This window comes from uncultured Senegalimassilia sp. (genome assembly GCF_934630535.1).
GTDB lineage: Bacteria > Actinomycetota > Coriobacteriia > Coriobacteriales > Eggerthellaceae > Senegalimassilia.
The window spans coordinates 66510-81851 of sequence record NZ_CAKTVU010000002.1 but is presented as its reverse complement, the minus strand read 5'-3'; the positions used below and the strand labels follow the sequence as shown (position 1 = coordinate 81851).

Annotated in this window: 12 protein-coding genes and 1 riboswitch; of the genes, 7 read left to right on the top strand and 5 right to left on the bottom strand. The window is 63.2% G+C overall.

Annotated features, from left to right (window positions below; genetic code table 11):
• Nucleotides 1-20: 20 nt before the first annotated feature.
• Together Q0D52_RS01905 and Q0D52_RS01900 are read right to left on the bottom strand one after the other, a co-directional pair.
• A complete protein-coding gene (locus Q0D52_RS01905) occupies nucleotides 21-647 on the bottom strand; it encodes a 4Fe-4S binding protein (protein WP_294379837.1) in 627 nt (208 codons plus the stop codon).
• 221 nt (nucleotides 648-868) lie between these two features.
• Nucleotides 869-1111, bottom strand: a complete 243-nt coding sequence (locus Q0D52_RS01900; RefSeq protein ID WP_294361696.1) for a hypothetical protein — start codon at nucleotides 1109-1111, stop codon at nucleotides 869-871.
• 147 nt (nucleotides 1112-1258) lie between these two features.
• Between Q0D52_RS01900 and Q0D52_RS01895 the strand changes: the two genes are divergently transcribed.
• The 4 genes from Q0D52_RS01895 to Q0D52_RS01885 all read left to right on the top strand — a co-directional run bounded on the left by Q0D52_RS01895 (nucleotide 1259) and on the right by Q0D52_RS01885 (nucleotide 3863).
• Nucleotides 1259-1591, top strand: coding sequence for a helix-turn-helix domain-containing protein (locus Q0D52_RS01895; RefSeq protein WP_294379836.1), 333 nt, complete (start codon nucleotides 1259-1261; stop codon nucleotides 1589-1591).
• Nucleotides 1495-1884 (top strand): LOG family protein, encoded by a 390-nt coding sequence (locus Q0D52_RS10095; protein WP_366930322.1) that lies wholly within the window; start codon nucleotides 1495-1497, stop codon nucleotides 1882-1884. Before Q0D52_RS01895 ends, Q0D52_RS10095 begins: the two co-directional genes overlap by 97 nt.
• 36 nt (nucleotides 1885-1920) lie before the next feature.
• Nucleotides 1921-2907 (top strand): DMT family transporter, encoded by a 987-nt coding sequence (locus Q0D52_RS01890; RefSeq protein WP_294379835.1) that lies wholly within the window; start codon nucleotides 1921-1923, stop codon nucleotides 2905-2907.
• A gap of 179 nt (nucleotides 2908-3086) precedes the next feature.
• Nucleotides 3087-3863, top strand: coding sequence for a dimethylarginine dimethylaminohydrolase family protein (locus Q0D52_RS01885; protein ID WP_294361699.1), 777 nt, complete (start codon nucleotides 3087-3089; stop codon nucleotides 3861-3863).
• 248 nt (nucleotides 3864-4111) lie between these two features.
• Here the strand turns inward: Q0D52_RS01885 and Q0D52_RS01880 are convergent, their stop codons facing one another.
• Complete coding sequence (locus Q0D52_RS01880) at nucleotides 4112-4444, bottom strand: helix-turn-helix domain-containing protein (protein WP_294361700.1); 333 nt, start codon at nucleotides 4442-4444, stop codon at nucleotides 4112-4114.
• A 133-nt stretch (nucleotides 4445-4577) separates the two neighbouring features.
• Nucleotides 4578-4651, bottom strand: a riboswitch (cyclic di-GMP riboswitch).
• 432 nt (nucleotides 4652-5083) lie between these two features.
• Between Q0D52_RS01880 and Q0D52_RS01875 the strand changes: the two genes are divergently transcribed.
• The 3 genes from Q0D52_RS01875 (at nucleotide 5084) to nifJ (ending at nucleotide 12675) form a co-directional block, all read left to right on the top strand.
• A complete protein-coding gene (locus Q0D52_RS01875; protein ID WP_294379834.1) occupies nucleotides 5084-6499 on the top strand; it encodes an alpha-isopropylmalate synthase regulatory domain-containing protein in 1416 nt (471 codons plus the stop codon).
• Entirely contained in the window at nucleotides 6499-8991 is a 2493-nt protein-coding gene (locus Q0D52_RS01870; RefSeq protein ID WP_294379833.1) for an AMP-binding protein, read from the top strand. Before Q0D52_RS01875 ends, Q0D52_RS01870 begins: the two co-directional genes overlap by 1 nt.
• 87 nt (nucleotides 8992-9078) lie before the next feature.
• On the top strand, nucleotides 9079-12675 hold the full coding sequence (gene nifJ / locus Q0D52_RS01865) for a pyruvate:ferredoxin (flavodoxin) oxidoreductase (RefSeq protein WP_294379832.1): 3597 nt from the start codon (nucleotides 9079-9081) through the stop codon (nucleotides 12673-12675).
• A gap of 88 nt (nucleotides 12676-12763) precedes the next feature.
• Here nifJ and Q0D52_RS01860 read toward each other — a convergent pair whose 3' ends face one another.
• Nucleotides 12764-14122: a hypothetical protein gene (locus Q0D52_RS01860; protein ID WP_294379831.1), complete on the bottom strand. Its 1359-nt coding sequence runs from the start codon at nucleotides 14120-14122 to the stop codon at nucleotides 12764-12766.
• On the bottom strand, nucleotides 14115-14909 hold the full coding sequence (locus Q0D52_RS01855; protein WP_294379830.1) for a hypothetical protein: 795 nt from the start codon (nucleotides 14907-14909) through the stop codon (nucleotides 14115-14117). Before Q0D52_RS01855 ends, Q0D52_RS01860 begins: the two co-directional genes overlap by 8 nt.
• Between the last annotated feature and the right edge of the window lie 433 nt (nucleotides 14910-15342).

Below are 15342 nucleotides of genomic sequence, written 5' to 3'. Positions count from 1 at the left end.
TCGCCGAGCCCCAGGTCCGTCTACTCCCCTACGCGTTCGATGGCTTCAACGGGGCAAGCCTCGAAGCATGCGCCGCAATGCAGGCAGTTCTGCGCGCGGATGCGGAACGGCTCGCCGGCTTCGCCCTCCTCGATGACGCCCTGCGGGCACACCCCCTGGCAGGTGCCGCACCCGATGCACGCGTCGGTGATGCGATACCCACGCACCGCCGCTGCCTCGCCGTCCAGGCGGTACGTCTCGCGGAAGATCGGATGGACGCCCAGGTTGAAGTACTCGATGGACACGTCGCGGATTTCGAAGATCACGTTGATATCGCGCGTTTGACCGGGGTAAACGTTTGCCAGATAGGGCTGCTCGGCATAAATAAGGTCGCGAATGCGCACGCCCTCGGCGCCCGGCACCTCCCGTGCCGTCCCCGACAGCCGCAGCATCTCGTTGAAGCGCGTGCGCCCCACCGCCTGCACGCGTCCGTCGCAGGCAAGCTCGCGGGCGAAGGGCTTGCCGCGCGAGGTGAGGAAGTACACCGCATCGGGTTCATAATGCAGTGCGCTAATGCAGCGCACCTGGGGAGACCCGTCTTCGGCCACGTTCGCAAAATCGAGCGTGCCGATGAGCTTGAGCTTCTCAAGACAGGTTTGCAGGTTCATGATCTGGCCTTTCGACGGGGATTGCAGGGTGGTTGGCAACAAAGTCCACGTGCGGGCCTGCTGCGGTCCGGTCAATGGGCCCGGCCAGTCCGCGCATTTTGCATTGCGCGGACTGGCCGGGCTGATCGCCGACCGAAAGCACTCGCGCACCGGGGCGCGGGCGGAGCGGTTGGACCTCGCCCGTGCCCCGTGCAGCTGTGATTCAGCAGAACCCGATTGCGCTATTCGGGATCCTTCGTGCCGCAAGCCGGGGCCGGGTCGGCAGAGCCGCAAGCCGGCGCGGGATCAGCAGAACCGCAAGCGGGAGCCGGGTCGGCAGAGCCGCACGCGGGCGCGGGATCGGCAGAACCGCAGGCAGGGGCGGCCTTGGGGTCGGCGGAACCGCAAGCGGTGCCGCAAGCCGGGGCGGCCTTGGGATCGGTGGTGCCGCAAGCGCCGGAAACGACGTTGTCCAGATTGCTCATTTTCTTCTCCTTCTCATTCGTGACGCCTCCTTGGCGGGCGTCTATAATGATTGTCCAAAACAGGAGTCGAATTCGGAAGTAGCCACTAATCTATTAGGTACCCACCTTTATGTAAGTAGGCTTTGACCTGCGCGAAAGGAATCACCAGTGCTCACCAAGGAAGAACTGCCGCCGTGCCCCGTTGCCACAACGCTCATGCTCATCGGCAACAAATGGAAGATATTCGTCATCCAGCAGCTCATGGACAAACCGTTCCGCTTCAGCGAGCTGCGCCGCGCCATTCCCGGCATCAGCGAGAAGGTGCTCACGGACAACCTGCGCGCGCTGGAGAAGGACGGCCTTGTCACGCGCACGGTATTCCCCGAGATTCCGCCCCATACCGAATACGCCCTGAGCGAGCTGGGCGAGACCATGCGCCCCATCATCGACAGCATGGCAACCTGGGGCACCGGCTACCAGGAGATCGTCCGCGCGCAATAGCCGCGTCGCGCACGCCGCTTCACCAACGAAAACGCCGAATCAACGCGATGCCCCGTGCCATGCCTGGGGACACGGGGACATTGGAGGAGGTATCGGAGATCATTTCCCTCATATCCCTTGCACAGTTGGACGCGCCGTGCATACTGTTCAACTTGAACGGTTTCTATGATGACCTGCGGGCGCTTCTCAACCGAATGAGCGATATGGGGCTTTCCTCGCCGCGCAGGCAGCGGGACATCCATTTCACAAGCTCGCTTGACGAGGTGGCCGACATCCTAGCTCCGTTGCATTAGCAGTATCGTTTTCCGAGTTGCCAGGAGCTGAGCATCATGGGCATCACCGACAAGCAGTACCCGCTGAATGTATATCGTCTCATCCTTATGACGGCGGCCGCGGTTTGGGGCCTGGGCTTCGTGATCGGCAAAAGCGCCATCGGCACCGTGGGCACCACGTGGTTCACCGCCATCCGCTTCCTTGGGGCGGGAATCGTGCTGGTCATCCTGTTGTTTCCCCACCTCAAGCGCAATTTCTGCCGCAAAACGCTGAAGGCGGGCATGATCATCGGCGTGGCAACGTTCGTGGGCTTCTGGACGCAATTCTTAGGTCTGGGCCTGACCACGCCCTCGAAGAACGCCTTTTTGAGCGCGTGCTATTGCCTGACCGTGCCGTTTATCTGGTGGGTGGTCTCCCGCCGTCGTCCGCCTGCGAAAACCCTTATCGCCGCGGCCATCTGCACCGTCGGCATCGGGCTGGTGTCGCTGACCGAGGGCTTCTCCATCAGCTTAGGCGACGGCGTCAGCATCGCCTCGGCGTTCCTCTACGGCGCCGAGATCGTGATCATCGGCCTGGTCATGCGCGACAACGACGTCCTGACCATCACCGTCATCCAGCAGTTCACCGCCGGGATTCTGGCCTTGCTGCTCGCCCTGACCACGCAGCCCATGCCCACCATGGCGCAGGTGGCCACGCCCGAGTTCATCGGAGCCATGACCTACGTGGCCATGCTCTCGGCGGCCTTCGGCGCCGTGGCGCAGAACACGGCGCAGGCCCACCTGTCCCCCTCCGAGGCGGGCCTGCTCTGCTCGCTTGAAAGCGTGTTCTGCGCGCTGTTCAGCGTCGCCTTCTTCGGCGAGGTGCTCACGGTCCGCATGGCAGTGGGCTTCGCGTTCATCTTCGCCGCCATCGTGGCAACCCAGCTCGACGACAAGGGCAGCGAAGCGGCCGCCGCCGGCTCCGTTGCCGACGGGTCTTCAGGCGACGAAAGCCCCGCATCGGCAAAGCCCGCCAAGCGAAACCGCGGCAGAATAGCCCGATGACCTGCGGGTCCACACCCCAACGCCAAGTCCGCCGCGGGCAACACGTTCTTTCCCGTTCGTTTCGCCGGCTTCCGGGCTATAATGCCCAAGGAAGCAGCTACCTTATATCCCAACGAACGTGCCGCGCGACAAGCAGCTGCAATGCGCGCCGGCAACCATGCACCCAAGGAGAGAGAAGCATGACGAAGTTCAACCATGTCATCATCCGCCGCCCTGGTAAGTCGCTGTGCGACGGCATCACCAGCGCTCCCGAGCTGGGCCAGCCCATCTACGAGCGCGCCATCGAGGAGCACTACGACTACGAGCATGCCCTGGAGCAGTGCGGCGTCGACGTCACCGTCCTGCCTGCGCTCGAGCAGTTCCCGGACAGCTGCTTCGTCGAGGATCCGGCCGTTATCACCCGCTGCGGCGCCATCATCACCAACCCCGGCGCTGCCAGCCGCAACGGTGAGAAGGACGAGATCGAGCCCGTGGTCCGTCGCTTCTTCGACGACGAGCACGTCAAGCACATCGTCGCCCCCGGCACCCTTGACGGCGGCGACGTCATGATGGTGGGCGACCACTTCTACGTGGGCCGCTCCGCCCGCACCAACGAGGAGGGCATCCGCCAGTTCTGCGAGATCCTGGCTGGTTGGGGCCTGGAGGGCTCCGAGGTCCCGCTGGAGGAGGTCCTGCACCTCAAGACCGGCGTGAACTACATCGAGGACAACAACATGCTGGTGTCCGGCGAGTTCATCGACAAGCCCGACTTCGCCAAGTACAACAAGGTCGTCGTGCCCGAGGACGAGGCCTACGGCGCGAACTGCATCTGGGTCAACGGCACCGTCATCGTGGCCGAGGGCTACCCCACCGTGCTCAAGGCCGTCCAGGACCTGGGCTACAAGACCCTGGTGGTGGACACCTCCGAGTACCGCAAGATCGACGGCGGCCTGTCCTGCCTCAGCCTGCGCTTCTAGCACACGCTTAAAACGCACGGTCCCGCAAAACCAAAGCGCTTTGCGGGACTGGCAACGGGAAAGGCCCGCGGACGCTCGGGAAACCGAGAAAGCCCGCGGGCCTTTCCTGTTCGGGGGAATCACCCCATCATCAAGAAGAGCCCGATTCGGCACTCGGAATCGGGCTCTTCGCTTTGAGGGGCGCGGAACCATCCGCAAACCCCGTTCTACCTGGAACTACGTCGCAACACGTCCCGCCCACCAGGGCTTTACCCGGCGATCGCGTGCACCGGAGCGCCCTTCGCCTCGGGCGTGGGCACGTGATAGGTGTTGCTCAGACGCATGCCGTTTTCCGCATAGCGGGCCACCGAGATGATGAAGCCCTCTTTGCGCAGGCGCAGGATGGCGCGGTCGACGGTCTTCAGGCTGACCTGCAGCGTTTCGGCGATGTCGCGCTTGGACTCGGAGCAGCCCGCAGCGCCGTAAGAAGCGATAAAGCCCAGGATGAGCAGCTGCGAGTTCGTCAGCGTGCGCTTGCCGTCCGCAAGCGTGATGTCGCCGTCGATTTCGGTGTCGGTCTCAGTGGTCATCTCAGTCATCATAGTCCTTCTCCATCGGTCTCGTTCCAATGCTTATGACACCCCTGCTCGCCGGCGCAATGCCGGACGAGCAAAACCTGCAAGCTGGACTGGAGAATAAAAAAGCAGCCAGCTACAGTGGTTTCCGGATGGGAAACCGTGCAGCTGGCTGCCATTTCAGGCCCTATAGCTTTGCGTCATCACCTTTCGATGATTTTGCCGACATGAAAAATAGCACGCGGAAATTCGTATGTCAACACTTGTCGGCCCCTCCCCTTGTCGGCCCCCGACCACGACTGAAATCGCCTTCCGCAAAGGCAGCAAGGGCAGCAAAGGTACGCGTAGCAGCCTCTTGGCAACCCGCGGTGCAGCCGCGCGCTTAGCCGGTGCCGCAGCCCTTCGCCCTTCGTTTCCCCACATGCAATCACCCCGCGAACCCACAGTTCGCGCGAATTGTGGGGCGGCAATCCTCCGCCAACGAGGGACGCCGTATCAAGAGTCCATTATTTTCCGTCATTGCCGTGTTTGTGCAGCTTGATCGGTCATAAGTTGATATACCCTATCAGATTAGTACTTGGCAGGCGTTCGGCCATGTGCGGGCGCTGCGCTCAAGCTTCGCGCAGCCGTCTTTCAAGAACACGTTCGCATGAGTAGGAGTCATATATGAGAGCTATACGCGTCAGCGACATCACGATGAGGGAGGCAGCGGCCTCCAAGGCGCTTTCCCTATCCTTTAAGGAAAAGCTGGAAATCGTGAAGATCCTAGACCGTATAGGCGTTGGCTCCATCGAAGTCGAGGGCATCGAGTCCTCCAAGGTAGACAGCCTGCGGATCAAGTCGATCGCCTCGCTGGTGAAGAACAGCACGCTCGCCGTGCCGGTCAAGATGGACGAGGACAGCATCCAAGCCGTTTGGAACGCCGCGAAGGGCGCGAAGAGCGTCCGTCTGCAGGTGGAAGCGGCCGTGAGCCCCTCCTGCATGGAGTACATCCAGCGCAAGAAGGGCGACGCGCTGATCACCGACGCCGCTGAGGCGGTGGCGAAATGCGCCCAGCTCACCGACGACGTCGAGTTCGTGGCCATCGACGCCACCCGCACCGACGTTGCCTACCTGGCCCGCATCATCGAGGCCGTGGTTGCCGCCGGCGCCAAGACCGTCACCGTGTGCGACGCTGCCGGCTCCATGCTTCCCGAGGAGTTCGCCCAGTTCATCGCCGACCTGTACCAGGCCGCGCCCCAGCTCAAGGACATCGACCTGGGCATCTCGTGCTGCAACAACCTCAACATGGCCGATGCCTGCGCCGTGGCCGGCGTCATGGCGGGCGCCACGCTGGTCAAGGCAACGTCGTACCCCATGGGCGTCGTCGCGCTCGACAACTTCGCCCGCATCCTTGCCGCCAAGGCCGACGCCCTGGGCGCCCAGGGCAAGGTGCGCGTGACCGAGCTCAAGCGCGCCATGGGTCAGATTGCCCGCCTGTGCTGCGATGACCGCTCCAAGGCATCCCCGTTCACCGGCGCGGTCTCCGAGGCCGTCGAGGGCATCGTGCTCACCGCCGGCGACGACCAGGCCACTGTCATGCAGTACGTGGAACGACTCGGCTACAGCCTCTCCGACGAGGATGTCGAGGCGGTGTTCGAGGCCTTCAAGAAGATCGCCGCCAGCAAGGAGCGCGTGAGCGCCACCGAGCTTGACGCCATCGTGGCCTCCGCCGCGCTGCAGGTGCCCCCCACCTACACTCTGGAGGGCTACGTCATCAACTCCGGCCTGAGCTTCAAGGCCACCTCGCACATCTCGCTGCGCAAGAACGGCGAGCTGATCGAGGCGGTGTCTCTGGGCGACGGTCCCCTCGATTCCTCGTTCAAATCCATCGAATCGGTGGTGGGCAAGCACTACGAGCTTGACGACTTCAGCATCCAGGCCGTCACCGAGGGCCGCGAGGCCATGGGCGAGTCGATCGTGAAGCTCATCGCCGACGGCAAGGTGTATTCCGGCCGCGGCATCTCCACCGACATCGTCGAGTCCAGCATCCGCGCGTACATCAACGCGCTCAACAAGATCGCCTACGAGGAGCAGAACTAATGAAGCTTTCCTTTTCCACCCGCGGCTGGGCCGACCGCTCCTGGGATGAGCTGGTAGGCACCGCCCTTGAAATGGATTTCTCGGGCATCGAGATCCATAACCCCATTACCAACACCGCGTTCACCGGCAAGGGCGGCCCGCTTGACCGTTACAATACCCAGGCAACCGCCCGCGCCCTGCGCGACAAGGGCCTTTCCATGCCCGTGTTCGACTCCTCGGTCGACATCTCGGCAGGCGAAGACCAGATCCAGGACGCCAAGGACCTCATCGACCTTGCGCAGGCGGCAAGCGTCGACATGGTGTGCGTGGTCGTGCAGAACGACGACGAGGACGCCATTCACGCGGCGCTTTCCCAGCTGGTTCCCTACGCCGAGGAGCACGGCGTGGTGCTGCTGATCGAGTCCAGCGGCATCTTCTCCAGCACCTCGCGCCTGACCGGCATCATGGACCGCTACGCCAGCGACTACCTGGGCGCCCTGTGGGATGTCCACAATGTCTACCGCGTGGGCGGCGAAAGCCCGGCGACCACCATCAAGAACCTGGGCGCCTACGTCAAGCACGTGCACATGCGCGACTCCGACGACGACGGCACCTTCAACCTGGTGGGCGAAGGCACCCTTCCCATCGACGAAGTGGTGCGCGCGCTGTCCTCCATCGACTACGACGGCTTCGTTTCGCTGGAATGGATGCCCGAGTGGATGAGCGACCTCACCGACATGGAGGTCATCTTCCCTCACTACGTCAACTACATGGAGCAGTTCGAGGACACCCGCGGCAAGCGCCGCACGCTCTACCTCAACCACGACGGCACCGGCGAGTACGTGTGGAAGAAAGACGAGCTCATCGACCTGACCTTCCCCCAGGTGCTCGACAAGATGGTCGAGTGCTTCCCCGACCAGTACTGCTTCAAGTACACCACGCTCGACTACACGCGCACCTACGAGGAGTTCCGCGGCGACGTGGACACATTCGCCCGCGCGCTCGTGTCGATGGGCGTCAAGCCCGGTAGCAAGGTTGCCGTGTGGGCCACCAACGTGCCCGCGTGGTACATCGCCTTCTGGGCAACCACCAAGATCGGTGCCGTGTTGGTTACGGTGAACACCGCCTACAAGATTCACGAGGCAGAGTACCTGCTGCGTCAGTCCGACACGCACACCCTGGTCATGATCGACAGCGCCCTGGACTCCAACTATGCCCAGATCATCAACCAGCTGTGCCCCGAGATCGCCGAAGCCAAGCCCGGCGAACAGCTGCACTGCAAGCGCCTGCCGTTCTTGCGCAACGTCATCACCGTCGGCTTCGAGATGCCCGGCTGCCTGACCTTTGAGCAGGCCATGGAGCGCGCCGAGCTGGTGCCGCTTGAGAAGATCCAGCGCATGGCCGCAGACGTCCGCCCCGATGACGTGTGCAACATGCAATACACCTCGGGCACCACGGGCTTCCCGAAGGGCGTCATGCTCACGCACCGCAACGTGGTCAACGACGGCAAGTGCATCGGCGACCGCATGGGCCTGTCCACGGCGGACCGCTTCATGATCCACGTGCCTATGTTCCACTGCTTCGGCATGACGCTGTCCATGACGTCGTCCATGACCCATGGCGCCACCATGTGCCCCATGCCCTACTTCAGCGCCATGGCGTCGCTGCACTGCATCACGCAGGAGAAGATCACCGCGTTCAACGGCGTGCCCACCATGTTCATCGCCATGTTCAACCACGCCGATTACCGCAAGACCGACTTCAGCCACATGCGCACCGGCATCATGGCCGGCGCCGGCTGCCCGCCCGAGCTCATGAAGCGCGCCGCGCAGCCCGACGAGATGAACATGACCGGCATCGTGTCGGTGTACGGTCAGACCGAATCGGCCCCGGGCTCCACCATGAGCGCCTGGACCGACCCGCTCGACCTGCGCACCGAGACCGTCGGCTACGCGTTCCCGCACGTGCAGTGCAAGATCATCGACCCGGAAACCGGCGAGGAGCTGCCCAACGGCGAAATCGGCGAGTTCTGCTCGCGCGGCTACAACATCATGAAGGGCTACTACAAGATGCCCGACGCCACCTTCAAGACGGTTGACGAGAACGGCTGGCTGCACTCCGGCGACCTGCTCATGCGCGACGACCGCGGCTGCTTCGTGGCCACCGGCCGTCTGAAGGACATGATCATCCGCGGTGGCGAGAACGTCTACCCGAAGGAGATCGAGGACTTCGTCATCACGCACCCCAAGGTCAGCGACTGCCAGGTCATCGGCGTGCCCGATGTGAAGTACGGCGAGGAGGCCATGGCCTGCATCATCCTCAAGGACGGCGAGACCATGACCGAGCCCGAGATCCGCGAGTTCATGAAGAGCAACATCGCGCGTCATAAAGTGCCCCGCTACATCAAGTTCGTGGAGTCCTACCCCATGAACGCCGCCGGCAAGATCCTCAAGTACAAGATGAGGGAAGCCGCCGTCGAGGAGCTGGGGCTTCAGGACCTGGTGAAGAAGTAGCAGCTTCCATATACCGATAATTCGCGGGGGCCGTTTTGCGCGCCCCCGCTCGCGTTTCGAACCATCGTTGCGGAGAGGGGCTTCACAATGAGCAACTATCAAACCGTCGACGGCAATCAGGCTGCGGCCAACGTTGCCTACGACTTCACCGAGGTGGCGGCCATCTACCCCATCACGCCGTCCTCGCCCATGGCCGAGCACACCGACCGCTGGAGCGCGCAGGGCCGCCTGAACATGTTCGGCCAGCGCGTGCAGCTCACCGAGATGCAATCCGAAGCCGGCGCCATCGCCGCCATCCACGGCGTGCTGCAGGCAGGCGGCCTGGGCACCAGCTTCACGTCCAGCCAGGGCCTGATGCTCATGGTGCCCGTGCTCTACCGCATCGCCGGCGAGCGCCTGCCAGGCGTGTTGCACGTGGCAAGCCGCACCGTGGGCACCCACGCCATGAGCATCTTCGGCGACCACTCCGACGTCATGGCATGCCGCGACACCGGGTTCGCCCAGCTCAGCTCGGGAAGCGTCCAGGAGGCCGCCGATATGGCCGCCGTCGCCCACCTGGCCGCCGTGAAGGCCTCCATCCCGTTCATGCATTTCTTCGACGGCTTCCGCACCTCCCATGAGCTGTCGCGCATCGACATGCCCGACACCAAGGAGCTGACCGCGCTTATGGATACGGAAGCGCTCGACCGCTTCCGAGCGCGCGCCCTGAACCCCGAGCACCCCATGCTGCGCGCCACCGTGCAAAACGGCGACACGTACTTCCAGCAGCGCGAGGCGAACAACACCGCATACGACCAGCTAGCCGACGTGGTGGAGGACGTTATGGCGCAGGTGGCCGGCGTGACCGGCCGCGAGCATCACGTGTTCGACTACTACGGCGCCGCCGATGCCACCGATGTTGTGGTGGCCATGGGCAGCGTGTCGGGAACCGCGCAGGAGGCGTGCGACTACCTGAACGCCCGCGCCCAGGCGGCCGGCACGGGCAAGCGCTACGGCTATCTGCAGGTGCACCTGTACCGCCCCTTCTCGGCGAAGCACTTCCTGGGCGCGCTGCCTGAAACCGTGCAGCGCATCGCGGTGCTCGATCGCTGCAAGTGCATGGGCTCGGCCGGCGAGCCGCTGTACCTGGACGTTTCCAACGTCATCGCCAACAGCAGCCGTGCGGGCAAGGTGACGGTCATCGGCGGCCGCTACGGCCTTGCATCCAAGGACACCGACACCGCCCAGATCGTGGCCGTGTTCGACAACCTTGCCGCACCCGAGCCCACGCGCAGCTTCACCATCGGCATCGACGACGACGTGACCCATCTGTCGCTTCCCGTCCGCCCGCTCGACGACTTCGAGGACGCCGACACCTACAGCTGCAAGTTCTGGGGCTTGGGCGGCGACGGCACCGTGGGCGCGAACCACAACACCATCCGCATCCTGGGCGACTGCGCCGATATGTTCGCACAGGCGTACTTCGAGTACGACTCGAAGAAGTCCTTCGGCGTGACCAAGTCGCATCTGCGCCTTTCGAAGAAGCCCATCCGCAGCACCTACTACGTGAAGCGCGCGAACTTCGTGGCCTGCCACAACCAAAGCTACGTGCGCCAGTACGACATGGTGCAGGAAGTGAAGCCCGGCGGCACCTTCCTGCTCAACACCACCTGGACGCCCGAGGAGCTTGATACCAACCTGCCCGGCAAGATGAAGCGCTACATCGCGCAAAACGGCATCCGCCTGTTCACCGTGGACGCGGTGGAGGTGGCGCAGCGCGTGGGCCTGGGCAGCCACATCAACACCGTGCTGCAGGCGGCGTTCTTCCAGATCGCGGGCCTGATGCCCGTTGAGGAAGCGCTCGACTACATGAAGGACGCGGCCCGCAAGTCCTACGCAAGCAAGGGCGATGCCGTGGTGGCGAAGAACGTAGCCGCCATCGACGAGGGCGCGCAGAAGTGCGCGGAGGTCGCCGTGCCCGCCAGCTGGGCCGACGCCCCGCTCGACGAGCCCGCAGCCGAGGCCGACGTGCCCGCTGTGGTCGAGAACATCCTGCGCCCCGTCAACGCGCAGAAAGGCGACAGCCTGCCCGTCAGCGCCTTCGCCGGCTACGAGGACGGCGTCATCGACATGGGCCTGACCGCCTACGAGAAGCGCGGCATCGCCGTGAAGACGCCCGCTTGGAACGCCGAGTCGTGCATCCAGTGCAACCGCTGCGCCTTCGTGTGCCCCCACGCCGCCATCCGCCCCTACCTGCTTAACCCAGACGAGGCGCAAAACGCCCCCGAAGGGTTCGAAACGGTCGCGCTCAAGGGCGGCAAGAACCTGCCCGAGGGCACGCGCTACGCCATCCAGGTCAGCCAGTTCGACTGCACCAGCTGCGGCAGCTGCGCCGACGTGTGCCCGGCGGGCGCGCTGGACATGCAGCCGGCAAAGCTCACCGATGAAGCCCGCAAGCTGTGGGACTTCGGCCTGACCATCTCCGACAAGGACGGCGCGTTCGACCCCTACACCGTGAAGGGCTCGCAGTTCAAGCAGCCGCTGCTGGAGTTTTCCGCCGCCTGCGCCGGCTGCGGCGAGACGCCTTACGCCAAGCTGCTCACCCAGCTGTTCGGCGACCGCGTGTACTGGGCCAACGCCACGGGCTGCTCGCAGGCTTGGGGCGCGCCCTACCCCGGCATCCCCTACACGGTGAACAAGCGCGGCTTCGGCCCCGCCTGGACCAACAGCCTGTTCGAGAACAACGCCGAGCTTTCACTTGGCCTGTTCCTGGGATCGGTGCAGCAGCGCGCGGTGGAGAAGGCACGCGTGGAGAAGCTTTCCCACGCCCTGACGCACGGGCTGGAGAAGCCGAAGGCCGACGCGGGCGACACGCCCGACGCCGCCGCCATGGGCGCCTTGAAGGCGGCTTGCGAGGACTTCCTTGCCGCGTTCGACGACTTCGACGCGTCGCGCAAGGCCGCAGATGCGCTGGTGGCATGCGTACAGGCTTCCATGGACAAGCTGACCAACAGCGCCAAGGAAGTGTGCCAGGAGGTGCTGAAGTTCAAGGACCAGCTGGCGAAGAAGACGTTCTGGATGTTCGGCGGCGACGGCTGGGCCTACGACATCGGCTTCGGCGGCCTGGACCACGTGGTTGCCAGCGGCGCCAACGTCAACGTGCTGGTAGTGGACACCGAGGTGTACTCCAACACCGGCGGCCAGAGCTCCAAGGCAACGCCCGCGGGCGCCGTGGCGCAGTTCGCGGCCAGCGGCAAGAAGACCGGCAAGAAGGACCTGGGCGCCATCCTCATGAGCTACGGCAACGTCTACGTGGCGCAGGTGGCCATGGGCGCCAACTACAACCAGCTGGTCAAGGTGCTAAAGGAAGCCGAGGAATACGAAGGCCCGTCCGTGATCATCGCCTACGCGCCTTGCACCTCGCACGGCCTGAAATGCGGCATGCACGACGTCCAGGGCGAGATGAAGCGAGCGGTGGAAAGCGGTTACTGGTCGCTGTACCATTACGACCCACGCAAGGAGAACCCCATGACGCTGGACTCCAAGGAGCCCACCATGGACTATCTGGACTTCGTGGTCGGCGAGAACCGTTTCGCCTCGCTGACCAAGTCGTTCCCCGAAGAGGCCGAAAGGCTCTTCGAGCAGGGCAAAGAGGACGCCCTACGCCGCTTCGACCACTACCGCCGCATGGCACAGGAGCAGTAAGCGGACGAAGGTTTTTCACGCAAGGAAAGCGCCGGGGCTTCCCCGGCGCTTTCTGATGATATCGCGGATGGTTTCCGCATTCATTGCCTCATCCGCCGATTACGACTGCTTCTGGGCACATTTCGCCAAATAACAGATCGATGCCCTCATACATTTTGCAGAGGTCGCCTTCTATGGCGCGGCGCACGTACGCATCGCGCTGCGTCGGCTTCGTCAGCGCCGCCCATTTGAGCTGCTGATAGGAGTATTTGCCGAACGCAATCCACTGAGGGTAATTGATTGCCATCGGATTCTTGGTGAACGCCACTTTGCCTGCGTTCACCGCTGTCGCCGCGCAGTGGGCGACGAAGAGCATCGTCGAGAGCTTGGGGTTCTTGTTACGGGATGTCGACAGTGGGATGGCGTCCTTGAGGGGCACGCCTTCCTTCATGCGCTTGAACGCGTAGCAAAGCCTCACGACCACCTCGACAATCGCGACAGGCACGGACATTGAGCAGAAGTGGATGAAGTCGTAGCCCTCGAAGTACATTCCCTGTGCTATCTCCGCCACAGTCTGCTCGTACTCGCCGATGCTCCCGAACTGCATGAGGTTGAATAGACCCATGAGCGGGGCCGGCAGTCCCATCGAGGTCGTGACATCGGACTTGAAGTGGAGAATCTGCTTGGCGAGCGCGACGAAAACGTCGACCTCCTTGCGTCCCGTGTAACACTCCATGGACTGCGAGACTACTCTTCCTGCCTTGTCAATCGTGGTCATCTTGCCCGCGAGAATGTCGGACGTGCCGAATACCAGACCGAGCAGCGGGTCGTGCCCCAGGGAGAGCAGGCGGTGGTAGTAAGCCGAGAGCCCCTCTATGCGGACCGCCGTGTTCCTGTTGTCCTGGGCGTCGTACGGGACTTTGCTCACCTTGGAGTTAGCGAGCTTCTCCATCTCCTCGGGAGGATAGCGCCTGTCAAAATAGTCGCGCATGTAGTCGGAGAGGGGACCCGCCTTGAGGCCGCCCGGGAACTTCTCCGGGATACCGACGAGAAGGATGTCGACTGCCGCCGCCAACAGGCCGGCGCCTGCCGTTATGGTCACGTCCAGAGGGTCGAGATGATGAAGCTGGTCGTACTCCTCGTTCAGTGCGGCGACCGCCGCGGCGTTCTCCCTGAGCTCGTCCTCATTGAAGAGGGCTTCGAGTTCCGTTCCGCCTTTGCCCGCTTGCAGGGCGTCCTCGAGCAACTCTTCCCATGTTGGGATGATGGCCGGCTTGCCGCCGCACCGCGGGGTTGCGCCTCTTTTCGGCAAATCGTAGCCTAGCGAGGCGAGAATAGCCTCGCTGCTCGTAATCCGATCCTCGGCCTCCGCCGCGGGCGGGAAGTTGATCTTCTTAATCTGATCATCCTGATGAGCGAGGACTGCGTTAATCTCCTTCTCGCCGTCCGTGTATCTGTACCTACTCATCTTGAATCGACAGGTCGCTCTTGAGGTCGTTCACAGCGCGCTCGAGAAGGATGTTGAGGGAGCGCAGGTACTCGAGCCGCTCGGCGCTCGCGTCGGACTCCTCCTTTAGTGCCTTAATGATCGCCTGGTGCTTGGCGAGCGCTTCCTTATAGAGGCGCTCCTTCTCCTGGCAGAGCTGCTTGTTTTTGAGGCGGGACGCAACCGCGACGCCCGTACCTGCCGCGATGGCAACCGGCGCTGCGAGCACAAAGACCCCCGCGACCATGCCGCCGCCGACGACTGCTCCCGCCGTAGCGAGCCCCGATGTGATGCCAGCAGCGGAAAGACCGACGGTGCCTAGACCGTAGAGCGCCATGAACGACCCGACGCCGCCGACGCCAGCGCCGATGGCCCCTGCCACGACCTCGGGAATTGCGCTTTCCTTGATGGTGCGGTCTTTGTCGTCAAGCGCCATCGCTGCGTCGTTGACGACATTGACCACGGGTTGTAGAGACTCGAGCGAGGTGAAGTTCTTCTCCTTCGCCTTTCGCGCATCCTTCGCCTTCTCTATCTGATCGTTGGCGCCAGCAAGGACCGTAGAGGCTCCCTCACGGATGCCGTTCGCCGCATTGCCCACGAAGGAGCCAACGCTTTGCGCCCCGTCGCTCGCCGCCGTGCCGGCTTTCTCAACGAGGCAGCCGGCGGCCTTGCCTGCAGCGCCCGCCGCGTCGCCTGCGGCTTTTGCAACGTTCTCCGAGGCCTTCTGGATTTCCTTCATCGGGTCGAAGCCCTTATCGAAAATGCCCATAGTGATGCCTTTCTTATCGGCGGATAGAATGCGCGATTGGTTTCACGAATCTCAACTAAGACCTCATTTTACCTCGCCTTTTATAGGCTGGATCCAGTTGCCTGCTTATTTGTGATCACCCGGGAAGATGTGCGCCAGTTAGGGGCCGCTTTCGTTCGAAAGATTTCGCATGGAGTCGACCTTTATCGCGCCCATAGGGGGCGGTGACACTCGCGAGCGTGGTTCTCACTATGTCGCGCAGCCGCACTGTGATGGAGGTAAAGGTCGATCATCTCACGGAGCGGTATGACATATCGAACAGCCTCGTATACGGAAAGGCCCGCGGGCCTTTTTGGGTTCAGAGAAGGTCAGCACTACCGTCTGGCAGCTATTGCCGGACGCCGTCTAGACCCTGTCCATTGCCGCTGCGATGATGCAATCCGCCTTCGCCACC

Bases quoted from the DNA above. Each gene is read 5' to 3' on its own strand.
- Q0D52_RS01905 (WP_294379837.1), bottom strand. From the start codon at position 647: ATGAACCTGCAAACCTGTCTTGAGAAGCTCAAGCTCATCGGCACGCTC.
- Q0D52_RS01900 (WP_294361696.1), bottom strand. From the start codon at position 1,111: ATGAGCAATCTGGACAACGTCGTTTCCGGCGCTTGCGGCACCACCGAT.
- Q0D52_RS01890 (WP_294379835.1), top strand. From the start codon at position 1,921: ATGGGCATCACCGACAAGCAGTACCCGCTGAATGTATATCGTCTCATC.
- Q0D52_RS01885 (WP_294361699.1), top strand. From the start codon at position 3,087: ATGACGAAGTTCAACCATGTCATCATCCGCCGCCCTGGTAAGTCGCTG.
- Q0D52_RS01880 (WP_294361700.1), bottom strand. From the start codon at position 4,444: ATGATGACTGAGATGACCACTGAGACCGACACCGAAATCGACGGCGAC.
- Q0D52_RS01875 (WP_294379834.1), top strand. From the start codon at position 5,084: ATGAGAGCTATACGCGTCAGCGACATCACGATGAGGGAGGCAGCGGCC.
- Q0D52_RS01870 (WP_294379833.1), top strand. From the start codon at position 6,499: ATGAAGCTTTCCTTTTCCACCCGCGGCTGGGCCGACCGCTCCTGGGAT.
- nifJ (WP_294379832.1), top strand. From the start codon at position 9,079: ATGAGCAACTATCAAACCGTCGACGGCAATCAGGCTGCGGCCAACGTT.
- Q0D52_RS01860 (WP_294379831.1), bottom strand. From the start codon at position 14,122: ATGAGTAGGTACAGATACACGGACGGCGAGAAGGAGATTAACGCAGTC.
- Q0D52_RS01855 (WP_294379830.1), bottom strand. From the start codon at position 14,909: ATGGGCATTTTCGATAAGGGCTTCGACCCGATGAAGGAAATCCAGAAG.